The sequence below is a fragment of the Archangium violaceum genome (assembly GCF_016887565.1).
In the GTDB taxonomy this organism is placed as follows: Bacteria; Myxococcota; Myxococcia; order Myxococcales; family Myxococcaceae; genus Archangium; species Archangium violaceum_B.
Map to the genome: position 1 here is coordinate 5,117,826 of NZ_CP069396.1, position 25,411 is coordinate 5,143,236.

The window sequence follows — 25,411 nt, forward strand, 5'->3', positions numbered from 1 at the left end:
GGGTTACTTCCTCTCCGCGAAGATGTGGTTCCAGATGGTCTCGGGGGCCGGCAGCGGCTCCTCGCGGACCTGACGGGCCATGGCGGCCATGTCCTCGGTGTAGCGGTTGCGCAGCTCGTCCATCTCCTTGCGCGTGAGGATGCCCTGCTTCTCCAGGCGCTCCTCGAAGGCGGCCAGGCAGTCCTGCTCGTTGCCCACGAAGTTGGCGCCGGACGCCGAGGAGTGCCCGTACAGGCGCGACACCAACGCCTCCATGAGGAAGGGCTTGCGCTCCTTGCGCACGTACTCCATCGCCTCCTTCAGCTCGAGGTAGGCGTTGATGGGATCGTTGCCGTCGATCGTCTTGGTACGGATGTTGAAGGCCTTGCCGCGATCCGCCACGTGCGTCTCTCCGTGCTGGCCGGCGGCCGGCGTGGAGATGCCCCACTTGTTGTTGGTGACGATGATGAGCAGCGGCAGCTCGTTGCCAGGGCGCGAGCTCCACACCAGGCACGAGGCGAAATCGCCCTCGGCCGTGCCCGCGTCACCGCCGGTGACGATGGTGATGCCGTCGCCGCCGTGGCGCTTCTGTGCCAGCGCGGTGCCCGGGGCCATCACGTACTGCACCTCGATGGGGGAGGAGACCGGGGCGATGTTCCACTCGCGCTTGGAGAAGTGGCCCGCGAAGTTGCGGCCGCCGGAGTAGGGGTCCGCGGCCACGTTCTTCATCTGCCGCAGCGCGCCGATGGGCTCCTCGCCCAGGGCCATCATCGTGGCCGACTGGCGGTAGTGCGCGTGCAGGTAGTCGTAGGCCGGGCCCTGGCCCTTCTTCATCAGCAGGCCGAGGGGGACGTTGAAGGCCTCCTCACCCGGGCCACCAATCCAGAAGTAGCCGTGGCCCTGCTTGTACATCTGGATGAGGCGCTCTTCGAGGACGCGCGCCTTCACCATCAGGTCGTGCATCCGGACCAGGAGCTCCCGCTCGAGCGGAAGCGAATCTTCATCGCGGTTGAGGAGGCGGGGTTTCGGCACGCGCGTCTCTCTTGGGAAGGGAAAAGGACGGCGCCCCCTATACCGCAAAGGTGCCCCGGAATCTCAAGCACACGAGGGTGTCACGGGCCCGTCGAACATGCCGCGCCGCGGCGTAGACGGACGGTGCGTTACGGTGAACACACCCCCGGCGTGGGACGCTCGTTTCCGGGGGGGAAAGGGCTGCTGGCAGCCAGCAGGGAGACTGATGGGGCGGCTGTGGTGGGAGACGCGTCCGCGGAGATCGGGATGAGGTGGGCGGTGGCCCCTTCAGGACCCGCCAGGTCATGCCCGCGACCGCATGCCTGGCGGCGGGTTGGCGAGCACGTACGCCACGTAGTGGAGGAGACGTATCGAGAGAGGGAGGGCCCGTGGGGGAGCGGGCTCCCAGATTCTCAGGATCCACGTGGTAACCCGATGGGGGTGCTCGCCTAATCGGAAAAGTGCGCTAAAGTCGCGTCCGGTCTCCCTGTTTCAACGCCGTCGCGCCCCCCAGCGCCCCCCCACAGAGTTCCGCCTTGTCCAACGCCCCGCTGCCTTCCCAGCCCCCACCCGAGGGGTCGTTCGAACAGCACGAGCCTACCTTCACGGCTACCCGTGTGGCAGGCCTCACGTCGACGAAGCTCTCCCCGCTCCATCCGGAGATGACGGGGACCATCGTCGCCCCGCTCGAGGCCGGCGAGCTGCCCGATGTGGCCGCCATCCGCGGCCTGCGGTTGGAGCAGCTCCTCTTCGTCACCACCGGTGTGCTGGTAGGCGTCATCGTGGGCCTGCTCGCCTCCGTGGCCTGGGTCTCCACCAAGGCCCAGTTCGAGGAGTCCTCCGGGCGCTTCCGCGCGCAGATCGAGCAGCAGGCCCGCGAGCTCGGCCAGACGGTCAGCCATACCCTGTCGCTCACCTCGGCCACCTCGCTGCGCGACAACAACTACGCCTTCCTCAGTGAGGTGGCGCGCTCCATCATCACCGACAACCCCAACATCCTGCGCGTGCAGATCTACGACGCGGAGAGCCAGCTGGCCGCGGACTCCGCGCCGGACGCGAAGCTGGGCACCCCCACCACGCGCAAGCCGAAGCGCGACTGGGAGAACGGGCTGTATCAGGGCAAGCCCATCATCGTGTACCAGGAGCCCATCGACTACGGCTCGCAGAGCGGCCAGGGGCTCGTCGTCATCAGCTACTCGATGGAGGCGCTGCAGAAGCAGCTGGGCGATCTGGAGGAGACCAAGCGCGAGTCGCTGCGCCGCAACGCCACCACCATGTCGGGCCTGGGCCTGGGCTTCGTGCTGCTGGCCGGCGTGCTGGTGGCCTTCCAGAGCCGCCGCATCACCCGGCCGCTGGGCGTGCTCACCGGCAAGGTGATGCAACTGGCCGCCGGAGACCTGGGCGCGCGCGCCGAGCAGGCCCGGGGCGCTGGCCGAGAGGTGACGACGCTCGGCGTGGTGTTCAACCACATGGCCGAGCGCATCAAGGTGCTGCTCGAGGACGTGCGCACCAAGGCCCAGCTGGAGCGCGACGTGTCGCTCGCGCGCACCGTGCAGGAGACGCTGCTGCCCGGCCGCGAGGGCTTCCAGGCCGGCCCCCTGCGCATCGCCGGGCTCGTCGTCACCGCGGATGCCTGCGGCGGCGACTGGTGGATGCGCGCCGCCCTGGACGAGCGGCGCGTGGTGGTGGGCATCGGCGACGTCACCGGCCACGGTCTGGCCACCGCCCTGGTGGCCACCAGCGCCACCAGCGGCTTCACCGCCGCCATGACCATGCGCCCGCCCGAGGAGCTCTCCGCCCAGCTCCTCATCTCCTCGCTCAACGTCACCATGGCCCACGTGGGCCGGGGCGAGCACCAGATGTCGAGCGCGCTGGCCGTCATCGACGTGCGGACGGGCGTCGTCGACTACGCGAGCGGTGGCCACCCCAGCCCCATCGTCTACAACCGCCTCTCGCGCCAGGTGGCCTCGCTGCCCGCCCGTGGCGCGCTGCTGGGCGCCTCCGCCAGCTCCCAGTACGCCTCGCGCCAGGCCCAGCTGCGGCCCGGTGACATCATCGTCTGGTACACGGACGGTCTCACCGAGTCGCGTGACGCCAGCCAGAAGCAGTATGGCACCCAGCGCCTGGCCGCAGCCCTCCAGGCCAACGCCCACCTGTCCGCCGAGGGCTTGCGTGATGCCATCCTGGCCGATGCGCGCGCCTTCAGCGCCGGCCTGCCCGCCCAGGACGACATCACCGTGGTCGTCGCCGAGTTCAGCCCCGCCTCCCCATGAGTCGCATGAGACGCTCTTTCCGTCCCTCCGTCCGCCGCCTCGCCGCGGCACTCGTCCTCGCCCATTCGCTCGCCGGCACGGGCGCGCTCGCCCAGTACCGTCCTCCTCCCATGACCGAGTCCCAGCGGCTCGCCCGGGAAGGGGAGGCGGCCCAGGTGGACGCGAGCGCCGCCGCCACCTCCGGCGACAAGAAGCGCGCCGACGCCAAGTACCGCAAGGCCCTCGAGCTCTTCGAGAAGGCGCTCGCCGCCGAGCCCGGCTCCGTCCAGGCCGCCGCCGGCCTCGGCGCGGTGGGGCTCGCCCTCCAGGACTACACCCGCGTCGCCGAGCGCCTGACGCCCGTGTACGCGGCCAACCCCGACTCGCTCGAGCTGGCCTATCCCCTGGGCATCTCGCTCTTCAAGCTGCGCCGCTACGAGGAGGCGGTGCCGGTGCTGCAGAAGGTCACCGTGGCCAACCAGCCCGAGCACCTGCTCGTCCACTACTACCTGGGCAACTACTACGCCCTCATCGCCATGGACGGCGAGGCGACGGTGGCCGAGCTGCAGGCCTACCTGGCCCAGCGCCCGGACAAGGTCGCCGCCAACGACTATCAGATCCACGAGCTGCTCGGCCGCGGTCACCTGTTGAAGGGGGACCCGGCGGCGGCACGCCTGTCCTTCCAGCGCGCCCAGGTGGGCCGCGCCGAGTCCGTCTCCATCCAGATGGGCCTGGGCGCGGTGCTGGAGATGGAAGGGAAGATGGCGGAGGCCATGGCCCTGCTGGAGGGCCTCACCACGCGCTTCCCCCAGGTGCCCGAGCCCAAGGAGCGCCTGGGCCGGCTGCTGCTGGACTCGCGGGAGCTGCCGCGCGCCGAGGTGCAGGCGCTGGCCCAGTTGAAGCTGGGCAGCACGCCCGCGGCGCACATGCTGATGGGTGACGTGCGCATGGCCCAGGGCCGCCCCGCCGAGGCGGAGACCGAGTTCCGCAAGGTGTTGGACCTGGCCCCCGGTGACGTGGGCGCGCAGATCTCCGTGGGCATGGCGCTGCAGAAGCAGGGCCGCAACGAAGAGGCCATCTCCTTCCTGGAGGGCGCCGTGCAGTCGGGCGCCGACAGCCTGGAGCTCTGGGCCACGCTCGGCAGCGTCAACCGCCGCGCCGGCCGCTACGCGCGCGCCGTGGAGGTGCACCGCCGCGTGGCGGAGATGGCCCCCAAGCAGGCGCTCGGCCACGTGCTGCTGGGCGCGGACCACTTCGCCACCGGCCAGTGGGACCTGACCATCGACGACTACACCCAGGCCCTCAAGCTGGAGCCGGAGCACGCCGGCGCGAAGAAGTGGCTGGCCCGTGCCCTGGCCCACCGCGCCCGGGACCGCGCTGGCAACGGACGCCTGGACGACGCGGTGCGCGACCTGCGCCGCGCCTTCGACCTGGAGCGCAGCTCCGCCATGGCGCGCCGCCTGGGCGCCGCCCTCATCCAGCAGGGCTCCCACGCCGAGGCCCGCAAGGTGATGGAGCAGGGCATCCAGCTGCCCGAGGCCGCCTGGCGCGAGCACCTGGTGCTCGGCTACGCGCGGCTGGGCGCGGGCGCTCCGAAGGAAGCGCTCGAGGCCTTCGCCCAGGCCGAGAAGATGGCCCCGGACGTGGCGGCGATCTCCGACGTGTCCGCGGGCTCGGCCCTGGCGGAGATGGAGCTCGGCCAGGTGGACGCGGCCCTCAAGCGGCTGACGGATCCCGGCACCTCCAAGCGCGCCCTCGAGGTGACGCGTGCCAACCTCTCGCGCGCCTACCTGCGCCGCGCCTTCTCCCGGCTGGAGGCCGGTGACGGCGCGGGCGCCCGCCAGGACGTGGAGTCCGCGGAGCGCGCCGGTGTCGGCGGCAACTCGTCCGACCTGGGCCGCCTGTCGGGCTTCGCCAAGGCGCTCGCCCAGACGGAGGAGGGACGCTTCGCGGACGCGAACACGCTCCTCAAGCGCGTGCTGTCCCCGACGCCCTCCTGGGCCCGTCCCAACATCCGCCAGCTCGCCGACGCCTACGTCCTCTACCGCCGCGACATGCTGCCCCAGTCGCGCAAGTTCCTCACCGCGGCCATCAAGCGCCCCATCCCCGAGCAGTCGCAGTGGACGAGCGCCCTCACCAGCGCCCTCCACCGCCGCGAGGCCGAGCGCGCCTACGCGTCCGGCAACATGAAGGCCGCGGAGAAGGCCCTCAAGGCCGCGCTGGCCCTCGCGCCGGACAGCGCCGCCCTGCAGCACAACCTGGCCTGCGTGGCCTACCGCGGTGGCAAGTCCGCCGATGCCGTGGCCACCTGGCGCAAGCTGGAGGGCACCGTCCCCCAGGCCACGCTCAACCTCGGCATCGACGCCCAGGAGCGCCGCCGCAGCATGGGCGAGGCCGTGGACGCCTACCGCCGCTACCTCGCCTCGGGCACCGCGTCGCGCGCCGCCACCGTCCGCGAGTGGAAGGATCGCCTGCAGATGCTCTACGGCATCTCCGACTCCGCTCCGACCTCCAACCCCGAGCCCTCCAGCGCCACCGCTTCGGACACCACGCCATGAACCTCCTTCGCTCGCTCTTCCTGGCTCTCACGCTCGTGTGCGCGTGGGCGCCCGCCGCTGGCGCGGCCGCCAAGAAGGCCACCCTGGGCGTCTTCCTGCCCACCACCCTCACCGACGGCCAGCAGCGCTTCCAGTACGCCGAGGCGCTCGCCGCGAAGCTGTCGACGGCCACCGGCCGGCCCACCGCCGCCAAGAGCTTCGCCCGCTACGAGGACTTCTCGAAGGCCGTCTCCGAGGGCATCGTCGACTTCGCCGTCGTGGACTCGTGGGCCGCGGTGCAGCTGGCCAAGGCCACCCCCGTGGCGCTCGCTCCGCTCTCCGGTGAGACGTCCCAGCGCTGGGCCATCGTCTCCCTCTCGAAAGGCTCCATGAAGGAGCTGGCCGGCGCGCGGCTCGCCATCGTCAAGGGCGCGGGCGCGACGGATCCCAAGTTCGTCACCAACGTGGTGCTGGCCGGTGACCTGGACGCCAAGAAGCACTTCAAGCTCACCCCCGTGCCCAACGTGGAGTCCGCCCTCAAGATGCTCGAGGCCAAGGGCGCCGAGGCTGCCCTGGTGCCGCTGACGCACGTACCGCAGGGCGTCAAGGTTCTCTTCCGCAGCACCAAGGTGCCGGGCGCCGTCCTGGTGGGAATGAAGGGGGACGTGGAGGACCTGCAGGGCAACCTGCAGAAGCTCGACGCGGTGGCCCCCTTCGGTGCCTTCGTGGCCGTGCAGGCCAAGGAGCTGGAGGACTTCCGCAAGCTCCTCCAGAGCGGCCCGCCCCGCCGCCAGCCCGTGCTGGTGGATGCGCCCGCACTCCGCGTGGAGACCCGGGCCTTCATGGAGCCGGCGGCCCTCCAGCCCGTGCTGCCTTCCTTCGCCGATGCCCTGGACGTGTCTGCGGAACAGCCGGATGACTGACCCGGGCGGGGGGCGACTTTTCCCTCGTCTAAAAGATAGAGTACCCACCATTCAACAACCTGGACGTTCGGGGACAGCCGTCTCGAGGACGGCGCGGGGAGCGCACCGGTCGGCGACCATGGACGTGTCCTCGAACGCTTCTTCTTCAACTCGCGGGACGTAGAGAACGATGCACTCGACTCGAAACGCTTGGCTCCCGGCCCTCGTCGGGCTGGTGTGTGGCCTCGCCGCCAGCAGTGGTGGGGCGGCGCAGACGAAGTCTTCCCCGGCTGCTCCCGCGAGCACCACGACCGGGCCGGTGGCCCAGGCTCCGGCCTCCTCGGGCGCGGATGCCCCGAAGGCGCGCAAGCCGCTGCCGCTGCCGGCTCCGTCCTCGTCCAACATCCCCAAGAGCGCGCCCTTCACGGGGCCGTCCGCCTCGCGCCCGCTGCCTCCGCCGTCCGCCCTGGCTGGCGTGGACATCCCGGATCCGCTCGCCGGCCCCGGCGCCGACTCCCTGGAGGAGTCCGTGCAGCAGCTGCTGAGCGAGGCGGTGGTGTCCACGGCCTCCAAGCGCAGCCAGCGCATCGCGGACGTGCCGATGACGGTGTCCTGGATTCCCGCCGAGGAGCTGGAGGGCACCGGCCAGTTCACCTTGTGCGAGGCCATCCAGTACTTCCCCGGCATGGAGTGCCGGCGTGGCTCCATGCGCAAGGCGGCGGTGAGCGCGCGCGGCCTGGGCTCCAACTACCTCTCCAACCGGCTCCTGCTGCTCAAGGACGGCCGGCCGCTGACGGACCCCTGGACGGGCCAGTTCTACGCGGACGAGACCACGCCGCTGAACAACCTCAAGCAGATCGAGGTCATCCGCGGCCCCGGTTCGTCGCTGTACGGCTCCAACGCCTTCAGCGGCGTCATCAACATCATCGAGCGCCAGCCGTCGGACCTGATGCAGGACGGGCGCAACTGGGGCGTGGACGCGCGCCTGCTGGCGGGCCAGGACCGCACCTGGCGCGCGCAGGCCACCGCGGCCGGCCGCGGCGGCCCCGTGGAGGCGCTGGTCAGCTACTACGGCTTCGGCTCGGACGGCCCGCAGCTCTTCAATGATCCGCAGATTGGCCGCGTGGACACCAACGAGGACTCGCTGGTGCACCAGGTGAGCGGCAAGCTGAACGTGAAGGGCGTGGCGCTGGACGCCTCCTTCACCGACGCGGAGATCGGCCGCCCGGGTGGCCAGCAGATCTCCACCGTGGGCAACTGCGGCCGCTGCCACTACACGCCCAACGACGTCGAGCGCGTGCAGAACTTCAACGCGAGCGCCCAGGTGGACCAGCAGGTGACGGACAACCTGCGCCTGTTCGCCCAGGGCTACACGCTCTTCAAGCGCCGCGACGTGCAGATGGAGAACGCCTTCTCCGACACCCCCAACACGGCGCTCGGCAAGCGCCGCCGGCTGGGTGCCGAGGCCCGCGCGCTGCTCACCCTGGGCGACCTCACGCTCACCTTCGGTGGTGACTACAAGAACGACCTGGTCAACAACCCCAACGTGCTGCCCGGCCTGACGCTGGAGGAGACCCGGCAGGACATCGCCGGTGGCTTCGTCGACGCGGAGTACCGGCCCCTCAGCCAGCTCGTGGTCAGCGCGGGCGCTCGCTACGACAAGTACATGATCCCGGAGAAGATCTGGCAGGCGCGCACGGATCAGATCTCCCCGCGTGCCAGCGTCGTCTTCCACGCCCGGCCGGACCTGACCTTCCGCGCCAACTACGGCCGCGCCTTCCGCGCTCCCACGCTGGCGGAGCTGGCCATCAACCAGCAGATGTACGCGTCCACGCTGCTCGGCAATGGCAACCTGCGCGCCGAGACGCTGGACACCGTCGAGGCGTCGGTCGACTTCTGGCCGTTCGACCGGACGGTGCGCGTGACGGGCACGGGCTTCTACAACCTGGCGAAGAACTTCATCAACCAGGAGCTCCTCTTCGGCTCCACGTCGCAGTTCAAGAACATCGGTGATGCGCGCGTGAGGGGCTTCGAGCTGGAGGCCGCGGCGCAGGTGGCGGCCATCAACTCCTCGTTCGACGTGGCGTACCAGTTCCTGGATGCGCGCGCGCTCGCCTTCGAGAGCCGGCCCGAGCGACCGCTCGACTACGCGCCCGCCCACCGGGTGTACGCGCGTGGCCGGACGAACTTCGGCAAGTTCGCCTTCGCCGAGTTGTACGCCCTGTACGTGGGAGACCGGTATGATCCGGGCTTCATGACGAACGCCCAGACCGGAGAGCTCGAGCAGGTGAAGCTGCCTGGCTACTTCACCGCCACCGCGCGTGTGGGTGCCAACGTCACCAAGGGGCTGACGGTGTCGCTGCTCGGCTCCAACCTCTTCAACGCGAAGTACGAGGAGTCCCACGGATTCCCCGCGCCGCCGCTGAGCATCTTCAGCGAGGTCAAATACCAGTACTGAGACGCCGAGCCGTCACGTGAGAGCCGCCCATCGCCCGGAGGCCGCCACCGGCCTCCATCTGGTCGCAGATCCCTCCCTGGCTCCCGCCGCGCTGGAGCAGGCCACGCCCTCGCTCGTGCGCAGTGGCCTGCCCCTGGTGTCGGGTGGGGGGCGCACGCGGGCTCCGGCACGCGAGCTGGTCCTCTTCGACGGCCGTCTGGGTCCATCCCATGCGGCGCTCCTGGAGAGGACCCCACCGGCCCTGCTGCTGGCCACGCGCGAGCCGGGGGGCACCCCGTCCGCGTGGGAGATGCGGGTGCTGGCCTCGCTCCTGCGGGGTGAGTCGCTGATGCCCCCCGGGGCGGCGGTGGCGAAGCTGTGGCTCGAGCGGGTGGTGGATCTCAAGGGCGCCTCGTCCGAGGCGGCCGCGCTGGTGGAGGCCTCCAAGGGCAGCCGGAGCGCGGCGAGCCTGGCGGCCGAGGTGATGCACGAGCTGGCCGCCAACGCGCTGCTGGACGCGCCCGTGGACGCGAGCGGTACGCCGCTCTATGCCCACCGGCGCGAGTCCGTGCAGGCGGTGGCCCCGGAGCATGTCTGCCAGGTGTCCTTCGCGGTGGGGGAGGGCGGCATCTACCTGGAGGCGGTGGATCTCTTCGGGAGGCTGACTCCCGGGCCCATCGCGCGGGCGGTGGCGTCGCTGGGCGGACGCATGCAGGTGAATGCGTCAGGGGGTGGAGCAGGGCTCGGGATGCGGCGCATCCTGGAGGCGTGTGAGCTGATCGCGGTCCGCGTGGTTCCGGGCAAGGAGACGCGGATGCTGGGCGTGGTCGGATTGGGGGAGGCGCGCCGCCGCGCGGCGCTTCCCAAGTCGTTGCTGTACTTCCAGTCGGAATGAGGAGCGGGACGGTGGAGACGCAGGGTTCCAATGCCACTATCAGCCGCGTGCGCGTGGGTACCATCAACCACGTCCGCATCGCCGGCATCATCGACGAGACGTTCCCGCTGACGTCGGCGTCGCCAGATCTCGGTGGGCTCCTCATCGTGGATCTGGGCCAGGTGGAGCGCATCAGCTCCTTCGGCGTGCGGCGGTGGATCGAGTTCGCCAGCAAGCTGCCCCCCGGGGGCATCTCGCTGTACGTGGTCAACGCGCCACCGGTGATGGTGGACCAGCTCAACATGGTGGAGGGCTTCGTCGGTGTGGCGCGGGTGCTGTCGGTGCTCGCGCCCTACACGTGCCGCACCTGCGGGGAGGACCGGCTGCGGCTGGTGGACCTGCAGACGGAGTCGGCCGTCATCGCCGAGGGCCGTGCGCCGGAGCACTCCTGCCCCGTGTGCGCGGGCAAGCTGGAGTTCGCGGATCTGCCGAGCGAGTTCTTCGACTACGCCAAGCGCCAGCAGTTCGGCACGGTGGATCCGGTGGTCATGCGCTATCTGCGCGCCACCACGCCCAGCGCGCCGGCGTCCCTCTCCACGCACCTGAAGATCGTCCAGGACGACATCACCTACGTCACCCTGGCCAGCGAGCTGAAGGGCGACTTGAACGTGCGCCGGCTGGCCTCGGGCCTGGAGGGGCGCGTCGCGTTCGACTTCGCCCACGTCTCCAAGGTGGAGCCGGAGGCGGTGCCCAAGCTGGAGCAGGTGCTGGCCATGGCGGCGCAGGGCGCCAAGGAGGTGGTGCTGTGCCGCGTGCCACCGCCGGTGCTCAGCGCCCTGGCGCGCTTCACCAAACCGATCTCCGCGAAGATCGGCACGCTGTGGCTGCCGTGCGAGTGCCGCAACTGCGGCCATGAGCACCAGCAGCGCGCCCTGGCCTCCGAGTACCTGGCCAAGCTGCGCGCCAACGCCAGCCCGGAGCGCCAGTGCCCCATCTGCGGTGGCACCGCGCGCCTTCCCTCCGTGCCCCAGCTGATGCCGCTGCTCAACCGCTCGTCGCTGGTGGACCAGCCGCTGGAGGACATCGAGGCGCTCGAGCCGCGCGCCCTCAGCCAGTACCTCTTCGGCTCCACCAACGTGGACCCGAGCGGGAACAAGGGCAGCAACTCGGACATCAGCAACTCCATCTCCGCCAGCAAGCTTCAGGTCATCCGCCGGCTGGGCCAGGGCGGCATGGCCGAGGTGTTCCTCGCCAAGCAGGTGGGCGTGAAGGGGTTCGAGAAGTTCCTGGTGATGAAGAAGATTCTCCCGCAGTTCGCGGAGAACGCCGAGTTCGTCGACATGCTCTTCGCCGAGGCGCGGGCCAACGCGCGCCTCACGCACCCCAACGTCGTGCAGACGTTCGACGTGGGCATGTCCGACGGCGTGGCCTACATCCTCATGGAGTACGTGCGCGGCCCGGACCTCAAGAAGTTGATGAACGAGCTGCGGCGCAAGGGCCTCGCGCTGCCCATGGAGCACGCGCTGCGCATCGTCGCCGAGACGGCCGCGGGCCTGCACTACGCGCACAGCTACGTGGACCCGGCCGGCGTGCCCCACCCGGTGGTGCACCGCGACGTGAGCCCCCACAACGTCCTCATCTCGCTCGACGGCGCCATCAAGCTGAGTGACTTCGGCATCGCCAAGGTGCAGGGCGAGGAGAACACCCAGGCAGGCGTGCTCAAGGGGAAGATCTCCTATATCTCCCCGGAGGCCGCCGCGGGCCGCGCCCTGGACGCGCGCAACGACGTGTTCGCCCTGGGCGTGATGCTCTTCGAGCTGCTCACCGGCCAGCTGCCCTTCAAGCGGGACCACGACGCGGCCACGCTCAACGCGATCGTCCGCGAGCCGGCCCCCGTGCCGTCGCAGCTCAAGCCGACCATCCCCCAGGACGTGTCGGATCTCATCCTCCGCGCCCTGGTGAAGGACCCGGCGCGCCGCACGCCCTCCGCCGCCGCCATGCGCGAGGAGATCGAGGCGGTGATGGCCCACCACCGGCTCAACTCGTCGCCGGCGGCCGTGGCCCAGTTCTTCAAGGCCACGCTGGGAGAGCGGCTCGCGGAGTTCGGTCCCATCACCGGCCCGATGTCCGGCTCGTTCCCGGGCGTGAGCGGGGCGCCGGGGCTCACGGGCAGCGGGCCTCGTCCTCCCGCCCCTCCAAGCCCCACGCTGGAGATGGCGGCGCCCGCGGACACGAGCGCGGCGGTCAAGCCCGCGGCGGGCGCTCGGCCCGGAGTGGGCTCTGGCACCGGGCAGTATGGTGCTCCGCCGCCCGTGCCCCAGCACCCCGTCGCGGCCCCGCGCCCGGCGCCGAGGCCTCTGCCCACGGGAGCGCTCCCTCCGGACGAGCGCACCGAGGTCTACCGCCCGGTGCAGCAGGGCCTCATCGCCCCCAGCGCCCTGCCTCCCGAGCCTCCGACGCAGAACGAGCACGCTCCGGCGCCCGCGGCGCAGGGCCGGCCCTCGCTGCCCGTGCCGGCCGTCGCGCCCCCCGTGCCGCCTCCGCCTCCGCCGACCGTGGCGGCGCGTCCGTCGGCGTCCGTTCCGCCGCGCGCGTCTCTCTCCAATTCCGCCGTGCCGCCCCGCTCGTCCGGAGCCGGGCAGCAGCCCTCGGTCCCGGTGTCCAACCGCACGGTGACCCAGGCGGCCTCCCCGGCTGCTCTGGCTCAGGTGGCCGCGTCTCCCCGGGCTCCGGCCGCCCCGGCTCCGGCCGCTCCCGTCGCCGCCGCGGCCCCGAAGTCCTCGCCGCTCAAGTGGGTCCTCCTCGGCGGCGTCGCGCTGCTGATCGTGGGAGGGGTGGGACTGGTGGCTCCGAAGCTGTTCTCCGGCGGAGGGGTCGAGGTGATCAACCGCGCGCCGGGCGAGCAGCTCTACATCGCGGGTCTCCGGGTGGAGGACACCTCGGGCCTCAGCCTGGAAGGAGCCCGTCAGAACGTCGTCTCCACGGCGGTGAACGGACGCCTGCGCCGCTTCGGCATTCCGGTGCGCAAGGATCTCATCGACGTGCACACCCTGCCCGAGGCGAAGTCGGAGTCGGACGGCAAGGGCACGCTGCGCATCGGCGGGCAGCCGGGCTGCTTCGTCAAGGTGGGCGCGGACATGCTGCCCGGTGCCACGCCGGTGACGGCGCCCATCGATGCCGGCAAGGAACTGGAAGTCGTCGTCACCTGCCCGAACCTGCCGGTGTGGTCCCGGTGGGTGATGGCGGTGCCCGGACAGGAGATCGAGGCCGTACCGCTGCCGAAGAACTAGGGATGCTTGCCTCTCCAGAGGCCGTTGGGCCGGGGTGCGTCACCCATGAAGGGTTGGAGTGTCTTTCCTCACCTCGTCGTGCGCACCACCGGCTTCTCCTTCGAGCGGCTGGAGCGGCTGCGCTGTCCCGAGGCCGCGGCGAGCGCCCGGAAGTTGTGGACCGCGCGGCGTGAGTTGGAGGGGTTGAAGGCCAGCGGTCCGCGCCTGCGCCGTCCTCCGCCCGCGGTGCTGGCGGCGTTGAAGGCGGGGCGCCCGGTGGAGGTGGAGGGACTGGAGTCCCCCGAGTCCTTCGCCGCCTACAACACCCAGGCCCGGGCGGCGCAGGAGGCCGCGTCCGCCTTCGAGGCGGCGTTCACCCGGGAGTCGGCCTTGGTGGAGGAGTCGCTCGCGGCGCTGCGCACCGAGCCGCGCTTCCTGGAGGCGGTGGCCAGCTCCAGCCCTCCGGTGGCGAGGGATCTGATCTCCGGCCGGGACGGGGCGCGGCTGAAGCGGCAGGTGGCCAGCTACCTGCAGCGGCTGTGCGCGAAGAACGAGACGATGAGCTTCTTCGGCCCCATCAACTACGGCCGGGTGGAGCCCGACGCGCCCACGGGGGTCTCGGTGCGCTGGTCCGGCCCGGAGTGGCTGGTGGGGCGCAACACCTTCGCCGCCTCGTGGCTGGTGCTGGGCCTGGTGCGCGCCATCGCGGCGGATCCCGAGGTGGCGCCCTGGCTCGTCCTGCGCCGCAAGTCCTTCGCCACGCTGCCCCCGCGCAAGGGGCCGGCACCCCCGGCGGCGAGCGCGGAGGATGTGCTCCCGAGGCTGATGGAGGCGGTGGATGGGACGCGGCCCCTGTCGGCCCTGCGCGAGGCGCTCGGGGTGGAGTGGCCGCTGCTGCTCGAGTGCGTCCGCTTCGGACTCCAACGCAACCTGTTCACCCATCAGCTCGAGGTGCCCGCGGCCTCGCACCACCCGCTGGAGGATCTGGCCGAGCGTCTCGCCGGCATCCCCGGTCAGGTGGCGCGCGACCATCTGCGAGCGCTGGAGGGCCTGCTGCGATTGATGGCCCGCTACGGCGCGGCGGACGCGGCGGGCAAGATGGCGCTCAACGAGGAGCTGGCGAAGCGCGCCCGGGAGCGCTGGAGCGTGGCGCCACCGGCTCCGGGGTCGAGCGGAGACAGTCACAACTTCTACCAGGACCGTTTGCCGATGCGGGAGGAGTGCGGCGGAGACCTGCGCCTCACGGTGGGTGGCGAGCGTGCACGGGAGCTGACGCGGAAGCTGGAGCCGGCGCTCGGGCTGATGGGCGAGGCGGCGCTGCGCACGCGCGAGGCGGCTCGCGCGGCCGTGGCGGCCCTGGTGGGGGCTCGCACGGTGCCGTTCTGGAAGGTGGTGGCGGCGTATGGAGACCGGCCGCTGCCCTATGACACCACGGTGGCCGAGGCGCTCGCGGCGGCGATCCCCGACCCGGCGGCCTCCCGCGTGGAGTTGGAGCCGTCGGTGCTCCCCACGCCTCGCGAGGACGCGCACCTGCCGATCGTCACGTCGATCGATCTGCTCATCGGAGCCTCGGACGTGGAGGCCTGGAGCCGGGGCGACTACGAGCTGGTGGTGGGGGACGTGCACGACACGGCCCTGGTGTGGGGCTGGGCGCTGCAGTTCCACGAGGAGCGGAGGCGGGTGGAGAGCGAGATGGTGCGAGCGCTCGGCGCGCTGCGGCGGCCGATGCCGTTCGTCACCGTGCTGGCCTCGAGGCGCACCGGACTGCTGCCCGCGGAGTTCCCCGGGCCCGTGGTCGAGCTGGGGGGCGTGAGCGCCCGGGCCTCGGCGTGGCGGCTGCCCTTCGATGACCTCCTGGTGGAGAGCGACGGGCGCACGGCGCGGCTGCTGTCCACGCGGCTGGGCTCGGAGGTGTGCCTCTACAACGGGGAGATGGAGAGCCTGGTGCAGACGGCCTTCGCCCTGCCGCGCATCCGTCCCCTGCGAGTCTCCCTGGGTTCGCACACGCCCCGCGTGGTGCTGGGGGGCGCGGTGCTTCAACGTGAACAGTGGCGGCTGGAGGCGGAAGACCGGGACGCGCTCCTGGCGTGCAAGGATGACCGGGCCCGGCTCCAGACGGCGGTGGGCATCTGGGCGCGGAGGGGGCTGCCGGACCACGTGTTCGCGAAGTTTCCGGGAGAGCGCAAGCCGGTGCTCATCGACGTGCGGAGTCCGGCGTTGCTGCGCGTCTTCGTCAACCTGCTCGAACAGAAGGGAGAGGTCATGGTGTCGGAAATGCTTCCCACGCCTGGACAGCTCTGGCTGGGCGCTGCCGGCGGGCGGCACACGGCGGAGCTGCGCTGCTGCTTCCTCTGGGGCGCGGAGGTGCGCGAATGAAGCTGCTCGTCCTGCCTCCCCACCGTGACGTGACGTGCGTGCCGGACGCGCCCGAGGGGTGGTGCGTGGTCGACGTGGCACGTACCTTCTGCCAGCGAGTGCTGGCTCCGGAGACGCTCTCGCGAGCGGTGCAGGCGCGGGAGCGCAGCGCCGCCACGCCCCAGACGATGCGGGAGTTGTTGCTCCTGCGCGCCGCGCGCGTGTTGCTGAAGCGGGGTGGAGCGGATGCGCACCGGCCCCTGCGGGCCCTGGGCGCGGTGCTGACCGCGCTCTCCGGCCCTCCGTCGGGCGTGCGCCTGCGGCTGGATGACATCGAGCTGGAGGGCGGCACCACCCAGCGCGTGGTGGACGTGCTGCGCAACGTCCAGCAAGCCGCGCCCTTCGACGAGGATCTGGCCCGTGCGTCGGATTTCCTCTCGAGCGCGGAGCGGGTGAGGCTGTGGCTGGAGAGGGATTTGCAGCTCCCGGCGGCGGTGAAGCTGGCGGGGGCCTGCCCGGCCTCGGTCCCGCTGGAGGTGGCGGGCCCCTTCGCGAGCGCCCATCGCGCCGTGCTGTGCACGCTCCCGGCCTTCCAACGGGCTTCCTTCCCCGAGGACGTGGCTCCCCTGCGCTGGCGGGTGGAGTCACTGGATGTGGATGCACGGGAGCCGCTCACCTGGTGCCCCGAGGGCGCGCGTCCGCCCGCCGATGGTGGGCCCTGGGCGGGCCACGTGGCGCTGCGGGCGCTGCTCGAGCCGGAGCTGCTCGTGGCGAGCGGCTGCCTCACGGTGGTGGTGGGCTTCTGCGCGGTGGACGAGGACGGGGTGCTGGGGGTCGATGGTGTACGCGTGCCGCTGGAGGCGCTGGCCGGCTCGGTGGAGCGCCTGCGTTCCGCCGGAGTGCGCGTGGTGGCGGAGTGGTGGGTGGGGGCTCCCAGCGTGGACGAGCCCGCGCACGAGCGGACCCTCGAGCTGCTCGGCCAGCGACCCTTGTTCGATTGGGTCTCGGGGGTGAGGCGGTTCCACTGGACGCGCGGGCGCACCGGCGAGGACTTCGCGGGGGTGCCGGTGAGCTTCCTCCCGTCACCCGAGGGCTGGGAGCTGGCGCGCACCGTGCCCTTCGAGGCACCAGGGACGGTGCCTCGCGATCGGCTCCCGGAGCTGATGGGCTCGCTGGCGGGGCGGCTGCTGCAACGCGCGCCGCTCAGTCCGGGCCGGGTGGCCTGGGCCTCGCTCCACCCACCGAGGCCCCTGTCTTTCGCGGGGGATCGGTTGCGGTTGGATGGAGACTGCGCGCTGGTGCAACTGCCGGCGACGCTGGACGGAGTGGCGAAGCTCTCCTGGTACGCGGCGAACCTGCGCACGGGAGGGGTGCTGGCGGTGGACGCGCGGCTCGTGCCGATGATCGCGGGAGCCGAGCACCCGGTGAAGGCGGCGGAGCTCTTCGCGACGTTGCCGGAGTCACAGCGCGACAAGGTGGAAGCGACGCTGGTGGACCGGGGGATCCTCGAGAGGGTACAGGCATGAGCGGGCGGTGGACGCTGGGCGAGGTCTTCGTACTCCGTCACGCGGGCTTCCCGTTCGACTGGTTGGAGGGACTGGGCTTCTCGGAGTCGCTGCGGTCCGAGGTGGCGGTGCTGCTGGAGGACGAGCGGGCCCTGGTGGAGGCCGTGCGCACCGCGGGGGGCGAGGACGCGGCGCGCTCGGCCCGCGAAGCGCTGGAGCGGGGCAAGGAACCTTCCCTGAAATCGAAGTACGGGCCCGAGAGCCAGCAGGCGCTGGAGCGCTACCGTTCGCGCCGGGCAGTGCTGTCGGCCCGGTACACCGAGGAGCGGCAGGACCTGCGGAGACGCCTGCGTGAGCGAGCGGCGGAGCCAGCCATCCAGGAGGCCGTCTTCTTCTCCAACCCGGCGATGTACGAGAACGTCTGGTCGCGCTACCTGGAGGGGGACGCGCGACCGGACAACTCGGATGCGAGGCGGGTGGAGCGGCAGGTCTACACGTACCTGCAACGCTTCTGCGCGAAGAACGAGACGACGAGCTTCTTCGGTCCCATCTCCTACGGCGAGTGTGACGGCGAGGACGGGACGGACGTGCGCGTGGTGCCGAGCGGGAGTACACGGCGGCGCACCTTCCTCACGTTCTGGGCGGTCACCGAGCTGGCGCGGGCGGTGGGCCGGGAGCGGGCGGTGCGCCCGCGCCTGCCGTTGCGCGTCAATCCGATCTTCAAGGTGGAGGCGGGGAGGGCGAGCTGTGCGCCGCTGAAGCTGGAGGTGGCGCTGTCGCCGGAGGCGGAGCGGCTGCTCGGGGTGTTGCCCACGGCGCCGACGCTGGACGCGGCCGCGCGCGAGCTGGGCGTGCCGGTGGAGACGGTGGAGCGGTGGGTGGTGCCGCTGGTGAAGTCGGCGGTGGTGCTGCTGGGGCTGCCCTTCGTGGCCAACGACTTCGCCACGCTCGAGAGCCTGCGCGAGGCGGTGGTGGCGCTGCCCGCCTCCGAGGCGCGGGAGCGCTGGTTGTCGCGGCTGGACGAGTTGGAGCGCCTGCGCGCCGAATTCGAGGGCGCGGGGCTGGCACGCCGCCGGGAGCTGTTGCAGACGTTGGAGACGCGCTTCACCGAGTACACGGGCAAGCCCGCGCGCCGGGGCGAGGGGCAGGTGTACTCGGACCGGCTCATCCTCTACGAGGAGGCGTCCTCGCCCTTCCGGCTGAAGCTGGGCCGGCGCTTCAGCGAGGAGATGGCGGCGAAGCTGTCCGGAGGACTGGAGCTCTCGGCGGCCTACGGCGACCGGGTGCAGGGCAGCTACCGCGAGCAGGTGCGCGACGCACTGGGCTCCGAGGAGCGCCCGTTGGACTTCCTGGAGTACGCGGTGCGGTTGCGTCCGGATCAGGTGGCGGGGAGCCGCTTCGCGCCGGTGCCGCCAATCCTGCTCGACGAGGACCTGTCGCGAGCCCGGACGCTGCCGGAGGATTTCCTGGGCACCTCCAAGCCGGGAGGCCGCTACGCGCTGCCAGACGTGTGCCTCGCGGCGACGGGGGACGGCTACGAGGTGATGTGTGCCCGCGTGCACCACCACCTGATGTTGTGGAGCTGGCTGAGCGCCTTCTATCCGGACCGGGCGCGCTACGAGTCGGTGGCCGGACAGTGGTTGCAACGTGAGCCCGCGGCGCGAGGGCTGGTGGGGCTCGCGATCCGCCGGCGCAACAAGGGCTTCTACGTCTACCCGGGGCGGCGGCTGGTGTACTCGGTGTCGGACGTGCTGGACGTGGAGCAGGGGGCGCTGAAGCCGCACGACGTGAAGGTGCTGCCCACGCGGGAGGGCCCTGTGCTGGTGGATGGCGAGGGGCAGGAACTCTCGCTGTACATGCCGCTGGACGACTTCAACACGTATCCGCCGTTCGCGGCGCTGGCGCATCCGCAGGTGCTGCACGCGAAGCTGCGCACCCAGGGCCGCCACCTGCCGAGGCTGAGCATCGGCGGCGCGGTGTACCAGCGCGAGCGCTGGGAGTTGCCGACCACCACGTTCTCGCAGGTGAGCGGGGTGGATCTGCTGCTCGCGGTGGAGCGCGAGCGCCGCGCGAGCGGCTGGCCGCGCTTCGTGTTCATGCGCAGCTCGACGGAGCGCAAGCCGTACCTGATCGACACGGCGTCGCCGTTCGCGCTGGAGCTGTTGCTGTACCTGTCGCGAGCGGCGGATCAGCTCTCGGTGGAGGAGATGTACCCGGCACCGGAGCAGCTGTGGTTGAAGGACGAGCGGGGCCGCTACACCTGCGAGATGCGGATGCAGGCAGTGCGCTGGAGCGAGGCGGACTGATGAGCGAGACCCAGGACATCCTCGTTCTCGGGGCGGGAGTGATGGGCCTGTCCGTGGCACGCCGGTTGGCGGCGCTCGGGGCGCGGGTGACGGTGTTGGACCCGGTGGAGCCAGGCGGGCAGGGCTCGCGAGCGGCGGCGGGGGTGGCGATTCCCTCGGTGCGGCTGCTGGACGACCCGGACATGCTCGCCTTCACGCGGGCGGCACACGGAGCGCTGACCGAGGAGCTCGCCTCACTGGGTGAAGGACTGCACCTGCGCCGGGGCCAGGGAGTGCTCCGGGTGGCGATGGACGCGAAGGGCCGGGACGCGCTCGGACAGAAGGCCGCGAGCCATCCGGAGTGGCTGGGGACGTGGATGGACGCGGCGCACGTGGTGGAGCTGGAGCCCGCGCTGGAGGGCACGCCGCTCCTCGGAGCCTTCGTCACCGAGCAGGGCTACATGGTGGACACGGAGGCCTACCTCAACGCGCTGCTGCACGACGTGCACCGGAGGGGCGTGCGGGTGCGCCTGGGCGAGGGCGCGCGCTCGGTGGCCGAGGTGGACGGAGGCGTCGAGGTGCGGACGGAGCACGAGACGCTCCGGGCGGGGAGGCTGGTGGTGTGCGCGGGGGCGTGGTCTGGAGGACTCGTCGGGCTGCCGGCGCTGCCAGTGAAGCCCGTGCGAGGGCAGATGCTGACGATCTTCCACCCGGAGGTGAGGCTGACGCGGGTGGTGTCGGGGCCCACGTACCTGGCGCCGTGGCGCGCGGGGGAGATCGTCGTGGGGGCCACGGAGGAGGACGCGGGCTTCGCGTGCCACGTGACGCCCACGGGACTGATGCACCTGGGAGCGACGGTGGCGAAGCTGGCGCCGAGGCTGCGCGAGGCGCGCTTCGTCCGGGCCTGGGCGGGACTGCGCTCGGTGGCGCCTGGGAGCAAGCCCCTCATCGGGCGTTACCCGGGAACGAAATCGGTGCTGATCGCGAGTGGGCACGCGGGGCAGGGCATTCTCACGAGCGCGCTCACGGGCCGCGCAGTGGCCGAGCTCATCGAGCACGGGCACAGCGAGGTAGCCGCCGCCTTCGAGCCGGAGCGAGTGCTCGCGTCGGCCTCGGAGCGCTTCTAGACCCGAGAGCAGCCATGAGTGCTTCCATCACGTTCGACGACTCGCACTGGCCACTGCTCGTCACCCGGTTCCAGGGGGCCGCGACGGACGCGCAGTACGAGGAGTATCTGGCCCGGGGGACGGCTTATCTCCAGCGGGGAGAGCCGTACGTCAGCATCATCGACATGGGGCAACTGGCGATGCCCACGAACGCGCAGCGGCAGCGTCAGACCGAGTGGCTGAAGGCGCACCAGGTGCTCCTGCGTGAGCGCCTGCTCGGCTGCGCGCTCATCGATACCTCTCCGCTCATCCGGCTGGTGCTGAGCGCCATCTTCCACGTCATTCCCCTGCCCACGTCCTACGTCGCGATCCGGGACATGGCCGAGGGGGTGAAATGGGCCACGGCGCGGCTCGCGGAGGCCGGCCTCGGAGATGCCGCCGAACGCATCCGCCGCGACTTCAGCGCACAAGCCAGGCGTCGCTCCGGGCCAAGTCGTACGTAGCGAGGTGGACGGGTTTTGGTCGAGGCTTCAACCAATGAAAATCCCGGACACCTCGTCGAGGTTCACGTCGTCAAGTTCCTGCAGAATGAAATCGATGCGTTCCAGGATGGAGGCATTCTTTGGGTTGCTTGCCAGGGCCTCCCGCATCTTTCGGAATTCATTCGTCACTGCGGCCAGATCGTTCACATCGACAATGGGCCCGTCTTCGAACAGGGGCACCCACTTGAGGCCCAGTTTCTTCGCCGTGGGAAGCCACACGGTGTGATACGTCCCCTGCGTGGCTACCGGAATGGAAAGTGAGCCTCTATCTGTCGCTTTGAATTTGATGTGGATTGCGACGGACATCACCAGTTCTCTTGAGTATGGCCCACAGTGGCCCAATCAGGTAGGGGCGGCAATTGGATGTCGAGGCCCCAACGCACCTCGAATGTCCAGCTGGGGTATTTCGCACGGAGCGTTCGTAGCGCAACCTCCACTCCTGCACGCAGTCCCGGAAAGTCCGCATCGATGCGGAACTGCAAGTGCCGGAAGCCTTGTATTTCCGCGAGAGTAGGGGCCTCAGCCGATCCTCTCTGGGTTACCCGTGTTCCGGTCGCATCATGCATGAGCGCTTGGATGCGAGCGACGGTGGCTTCATGAATCGCTTCGTTGGCCCAGTCCGCCGGGTTTCTCGGTGGACTTGCCCGATGAAGTCTCCGCGCCGTCTTGTATTCGATGAACATCCTACGGAGCATGTCGATTCCGTCGAATTCTCCGAGGGCTCTGTTCTTTCCCTTTTTCGTCAGCTGGACGAGCTCCACTCCCCTGAAGAAGCGGGCTTCGACCACCCTTTGAGAAAGACGACCCAGGACTTCCCGCGGGCGTCCTGCACGCGCTTCTCGAAAGGCATCGATGCGTCGGTTGAGCCATTCCGCCAACCGAGCTTCTCCTATCTTGCGAGCAAGGGCCGTTCCGCGCAGCGCTCTCACCATCCAGGACACCCCGCGAGACATTGCCAGCATAAGCAACCCCTCCATGATAGCGCTGATCAGGGTTGCGATGGCCTCTGCGAACTCGCGAGCGGCGCGATCGACAGCGGTCGCGTTCCCTCGGGCATTCCACACGGTGCTGATGAATTTCTGGAACGCCTGGGCAACCTTCCAGAGGGACTCCACGACCCAGTTCAGCAGCATGGCCAGTCCCAACCACTCGAGAATGATGAGGCCGATCTCGAACCCGGCGGCGGCACCCGGTGCTGCGCCAACACCGCCAGCCAGTGCTCCGATCCCAGCCCCGATCGCGGTTGAAATCGCTAGCACCGCGATCCCTCCCAGAACCATCTCCGCAACCGCCATGACGGTATCACGCAGCACTCTCTCGGCCTGTCGCGTAACGGCCTCGCCGAGATACCGCGTTGATAGGGCAATCGCGCGGTGGAAATCGTCCCGGAGCTGCGTGACACGAGCGACCGTGGAGCCCAGCGTCGTCGCAAGGTTGTAGGAGAACGACCCGGAGTTGACGGAGTCGGATAGGGATTGAGCGTAGCGGCGACTCGGAATCCAAATCAGGGTGTCGTAACGAAAGTGTACCTCGCGCCAGCCGGTCGTTCGCGGCGGAACCGGCAGGCGATTCACGTGCGCGAGGACATTGACAAAGAAGCGCAGATCCTGCCCCCATTGGTTCGCCAGATCCCCGTAATAGTTTTCAGCGATGGCGATGGCGGTACCAGGGACGCCTGATTCAACCCGGTGCAGCCGTGCGCCGGGTTCGGGCAGATGGGTCCAGATGTATTCGGAAGCCACGAAGCCTGTTTGGCCGCCCCGAGTGGCGACCTGGGACCAGCCACTTGCCCAACGGCTGATGACCTGGACATTCGTATTGAAGGGCAACGTCTGGATGATGTTCGCTTCGGTGGTGCTGCGCGTCGAGCGAAGTCGTGCCTCGGAGGCCCCGTCCCACTGGATGATTCCCACCTGGCCTACGGCTTCGCCGTCGTTGCGAATGTCCCCCATACTGGTAGTTCTCCTGTCACCCGCGCCTTGTGGGTGCAGGCTGAGTGCTTTCAGGTGAGTTCGACTCCTGGACCTCCGTGATGGTACACGGGTGGGACGCGGCCGTGTCGCGGCCTACAGCGCCCACGGCATCGGCGCGATGGGGCCGCAGGTCGTCGTCATCTTCCTCGGGGTACCGGGCTCCACCGGGTGCTGGATGGCGAGGGTGACCTCGTTCACGTGCAGCGCGAACCGCGGGGACAGCCGGCACGGGCGCCCCTGATCCACGGCCTCGGCCACCTCGGCGATGCCTCGCGACACATCCATGACGTTGGCCTTCCTCGCCGCGCGGGGCTGGCCAGGACCGGGCACCAGGGGCAGTTTCTCGGGGCCCAGCCCCAGCAGCTTCGCCTTCAGCGGGTTCTTCTCCGCCTTCAACCCGAGCGCGTCGCGCCTCCGCAGGTACACCGGCGAGCCGTAGAGCCAGCACTCCTCCGTGCTCAGAATGCCCCTGTCTCCGATGATTCGCAGCCCGTGGTCATAGGGCGCGTAGATGCTGTGCGTGAGCCTCGCCACCGTGCCGGACGCGAACTCGATACAGGCCACGCTGAAGTCCGGTGTCTGCCGCTCCACCTCCTGGCCCTTGTCCGGCGTGAGCACGGTGGAGAAGGACGTGACGCGCACGGCCGGGCCGAAGAAGGCCACCATCCAGGTGATGTAGTAGCCCGCGTGCGCCAGCGTGCAGCCGACCTCGTACTCGTCCTTCAACGGCCACGGGTTGCCCGAGTCGCTGCGCCACCGCTCGGGCTTCATCAGGTGGATGGGCCCGTCGTCCAGCTCCGCGTACACCAGCCGCACCTGGCCGATGCGCTCCTCGCGCAGTGCCTTCCACAGCGTCTGCGCCGTCTCACTGAGCAGGTTGCACGGCGCGCTCGCGAGCTGGAGCCCCCGCGACTCGGCGAGCGCCACCAGCTCCTCGGCCAGCGGCATCTCCATGGCCAGCGGCTTCTCCGAGTAGACGTGCTTGCCGGCCTCCAGGGCCGCCTTCGTCAGCGTGTAGTGGCTGCCCGGGTTGGTGAGGTTCACCACGCACTCCACGCGCTCATCCGCGAGGAGCTCCTCGTAGGTGCGGTACACCCGGGGCACGTGGTGGAAGCGTGCGAAGCGCTCGGCACGGGCTCCATCCCGGTCCATGACGCCCACCAGTTGCAAGCGTGGGTGATTGGACAACGTCTTCAGGTAGTAGTCGGCGACGTAGCCCGTGCCGACGATGGCGATACGCATGTCTCCTTCATCCCCTGGGGCATCCCCCCTGCTTCGGTGCGCCTCTACTCCCGGCCCTGGCGCGCCCATTCACGGCGGATGGCATCCACCGTTCTCATCAGTTCCAAGGACTCGTCGAGCGGCATCAGCGGGCTCTCCTTCAGCCCCTCTCGCAGGCAGCGCATGACCTCGAGGGCCTCGTGCGCGTAGCCGTTGCCGAGCACCCGGCGCGTCACCCGCTGGGTCCTCGCGAGCTGGAGGAGCTCGCGCACGTCGCGCACCCGCGGGTGCTGCGCGAGTCGCTCCAGTCCGAGCCGCTCCGCGTATCCTCGCACCCGTGAGGCCGTGCGCGCACCGCCCTGCCGGGCCGCGCGCACCAGCGACAGTGTCTCCGGACGGTAGATGGGCTCGTGGAGGTGGATCATCCCGTCCGTGCCCATCAGGGTCGCGTCGTTGGGCGTGCGGTTGCGGATGCTGGTGGTGATCGCCGCCTGCCGACCCTCGGGAAACTCGAGGAGGATGGTGCATTGCTCGTCCACCCCCGTCTTCCCGAGCACCGCCTGGCTGGAGATGCGCGTGGGACTGCCCATCAGCCGCAACGCGAGGGCCAGCGGGTAGACGCCCAGGTCCAGCAGCGCGCCGCCGCCGAGCGCCAGATCGAAGAGGCGGTGCCGTGCGTCGAACTCCACGGGGAAGCCGAGCTGCGCGGTGAGCATGCGCACGTCACCGATGGCCCCCGCGCGCACCAGCGACTCCAACTCGCGCATCACGGGCACGCAGTGCATCCACATGCCCTCCATGCAGAACAGCCCTCGCGCCCGGGCCGCCTCGACGACGGCGGAGGCCTCGGCGGCGTCCAGGGTGAAGGGCTTCTCGCACAGCACGGGCTTGCCGTGCTCGAGCGCCAGCAGGCAGTTGTCCCGGTGCGCGTTGTTGGTCGTGGCCACGTAGACGACGTCCACCTCGGCGTCGCGCACCAACTCCTCGTAGGAGGCATGGGCGCGCGTGGCCCCGTGCTCGCGGGCGAAGGCGTCGGCGCTCTGGCGCGAGCGCGAGCCCACCGCGACCAGCCGGGCGTCGGGAAGCTCCCGCAGCCCGCGCGCGAAGAGCCCCGCGATCCAACCCGTTCCGAGGATGCCCCAGCGAATGGTGTTCCGCATGCT

At 70.4% G+C, this 25,411-nt stretch carries 16 protein-coding genes; 11 read left to right on the forward strand and 5 right to left on the reverse strand.

The window, feature by feature from the left end; all coding sequences use genetic code 11:
* Positions 1 to 3: 3 nt before the first annotated feature.
* Positions 4 to 1,011, reverse strand: coding sequence for a thiamine pyrophosphate-dependent dehydrogenase E1 component subunit alpha (locus tag JRI60_RS21010; protein WP_204227629.1), 1,008 nt, complete (start codon positions 1,009 to 1,011; stop codon positions 4 to 6).
* Positions 1,012 to 1,652: 641 nt separating this feature from the next.
* On the opposite strand from JRI60_RS21010, the gene JRI60_RS21015 reads away from it, so the two are divergent.
* The 11 genes from JRI60_RS21015 (at position 1,653) to JRI60_RS21065 (ending at position 21,015) form a co-directional block, all read left to right on the forward strand.
* Complete coding sequence (locus JRI60_RS21015) at positions 1,653 to 3,263, forward strand: SpoIIE family protein phosphatase (RefSeq protein ID WP_204229033.1); 1,611 nt, start codon at positions 1,653 to 1,655, stop codon at positions 3,261 to 3,263.
* Positions 3,264 to 3,268: 5 nt separating this feature from the next.
* The gene (locus JRI60_RS21020) at positions 3,269 to 5,800 is read left to right on the forward strand and encodes a tetratricopeptide repeat protein (RefSeq protein ID WP_204227630.1); all 2,532 of its coding nucleotides are present in this window, start codon (positions 3,269 to 3,271) and stop codon (positions 5,798 to 5,800) included.
* Positions 5,797 to 6,702 (forward strand): PhnD/SsuA/transferrin family substrate-binding protein, encoded by a 906-nt coding sequence (locus JRI60_RS21025; RefSeq protein ID WP_204227631.1) that lies wholly within the window; start codon positions 5,797 to 5,799, stop codon positions 6,700 to 6,702. Before JRI60_RS21020 ends, JRI60_RS21025 begins: the two co-directional genes overlap by 4 nt.
* Before the next feature lie 169 nt (positions 6,703 to 6,871).
* On the forward strand, positions 6,872 to 9,139 hold the full coding sequence (locus JRI60_RS21030) for a TonB-dependent receptor plug domain-containing protein (protein WP_204227632.1): 2,268 nt from the start codon (positions 6,872 to 6,874) through the stop codon (positions 9,137 to 9,139).
* A gap of 16 nt (positions 9,140 to 9,155) precedes the next feature.
* Complete coding sequence (locus JRI60_RS21035; RefSeq protein WP_239470641.1) at positions 9,156 to 10,013, forward strand: hypothetical protein; 858 nt, start codon at positions 9,156 to 9,158, stop codon at positions 10,011 to 10,013.
* 11 nt (positions 10,014 to 10,024) lie between these two features.
* Complete coding sequence (locus JRI60_RS21040; RefSeq protein WP_204227633.1) at positions 10,025 to 13,282, forward strand: serine/threonine-protein kinase; 3,258 nt, start codon at positions 10,025 to 10,027, stop codon at positions 13,280 to 13,282.
* Between the two features lie 45 nt (positions 13,283 to 13,327).
* Positions 13,328 to 15,637, forward strand: a complete 2,310-nt coding sequence (locus JRI60_RS21045; RefSeq protein ID WP_204227634.1) for a lantibiotic dehydratase — start codon at positions 13,328 to 13,330, stop codon at positions 15,635 to 15,637.
* Entirely contained in the window at positions 15,634 to 17,142 is a 1,509-nt protein-coding gene (locus tag JRI60_RS21050; RefSeq protein ID WP_204227635.1) for a hypothetical protein, read from the forward strand. The genes JRI60_RS21045 and JRI60_RS21050 overlap by 4 nt, the downstream gene beginning before the upstream one ends.
* Positions 17,139 to 19,427 carry a lantibiotic dehydratase gene (locus tag JRI60_RS21055; protein ID WP_204227636.1) on the forward strand — a complete coding sequence of 763 codons (2,289 nt, stop codon included), beginning with the start codon at positions 17,139 to 17,141 and terminating at the stop codon, positions 19,425 to 19,427. The genes JRI60_RS21050 and JRI60_RS21055 overlap by 4 nt, the downstream gene beginning before the upstream one ends.
* Positions 19,427 to 20,533 (forward strand): NAD(P)/FAD-dependent oxidoreductase, encoded by a 1,107-nt coding sequence (locus tag JRI60_RS21060; protein WP_204227637.1) that lies wholly within the window; start codon positions 19,427 to 19,429, stop codon positions 20,531 to 20,533. Before JRI60_RS21055 ends, JRI60_RS21060 begins: the two co-directional genes overlap by 1 nt.
* A gap of 14 nt (positions 20,534 to 20,547) precedes the next feature.
* Complete coding sequence (locus JRI60_RS21065) at positions 20,548 to 21,015, forward strand: hypothetical protein (RefSeq protein WP_204227638.1); 468 nt, start codon at positions 20,548 to 20,550, stop codon at positions 21,013 to 21,015.
* A 27-nt stretch (positions 21,016 to 21,042) separates the two neighbouring features.
* Here the strand turns inward: JRI60_RS21065 and JRI60_RS21070 are convergent, their stop codons facing one another.
* The 4 genes from JRI60_RS21070 to JRI60_RS21085 all read right to left on the reverse strand — a co-directional run bounded on the left by JRI60_RS21070 (position 21,043) and on the right by JRI60_RS21085 (position 25,408).
* Entirely contained in the window at positions 21,043 to 21,360 is a 318-nt protein-coding gene (locus JRI60_RS21070; RefSeq protein WP_204227639.1) for a hypothetical protein, read from the reverse strand.
* Positions 21,360 to 23,006, reverse strand: a complete 1,647-nt coding sequence (locus JRI60_RS21075; protein ID WP_204227640.1) for an SH3 domain-containing protein — start codon at positions 23,004 to 23,006, stop codon at positions 21,360 to 21,362. The genes JRI60_RS21070 and JRI60_RS21075 overlap by 1 nt, the downstream gene beginning before the upstream one ends.
* A 114-nt stretch (positions 23,007 to 23,120) precedes the next feature.
* Entirely contained in the window at positions 23,121 to 24,269 is a 1,149-nt protein-coding gene (locus tag JRI60_RS21080; protein ID WP_204227641.1) for a Gfo/Idh/MocA family protein, read from the reverse strand.
* Between the two features lie 44 nt (positions 24,270 to 24,313).
* Entirely contained in the window at positions 24,314 to 25,408 is a 1,095-nt protein-coding gene (locus tag JRI60_RS21085; protein WP_204227642.1) for a Gfo/Idh/MocA family protein, read from the reverse strand.
* Between the last annotated feature and the right edge of the window lie 3 nt (positions 25,409 to 25,411).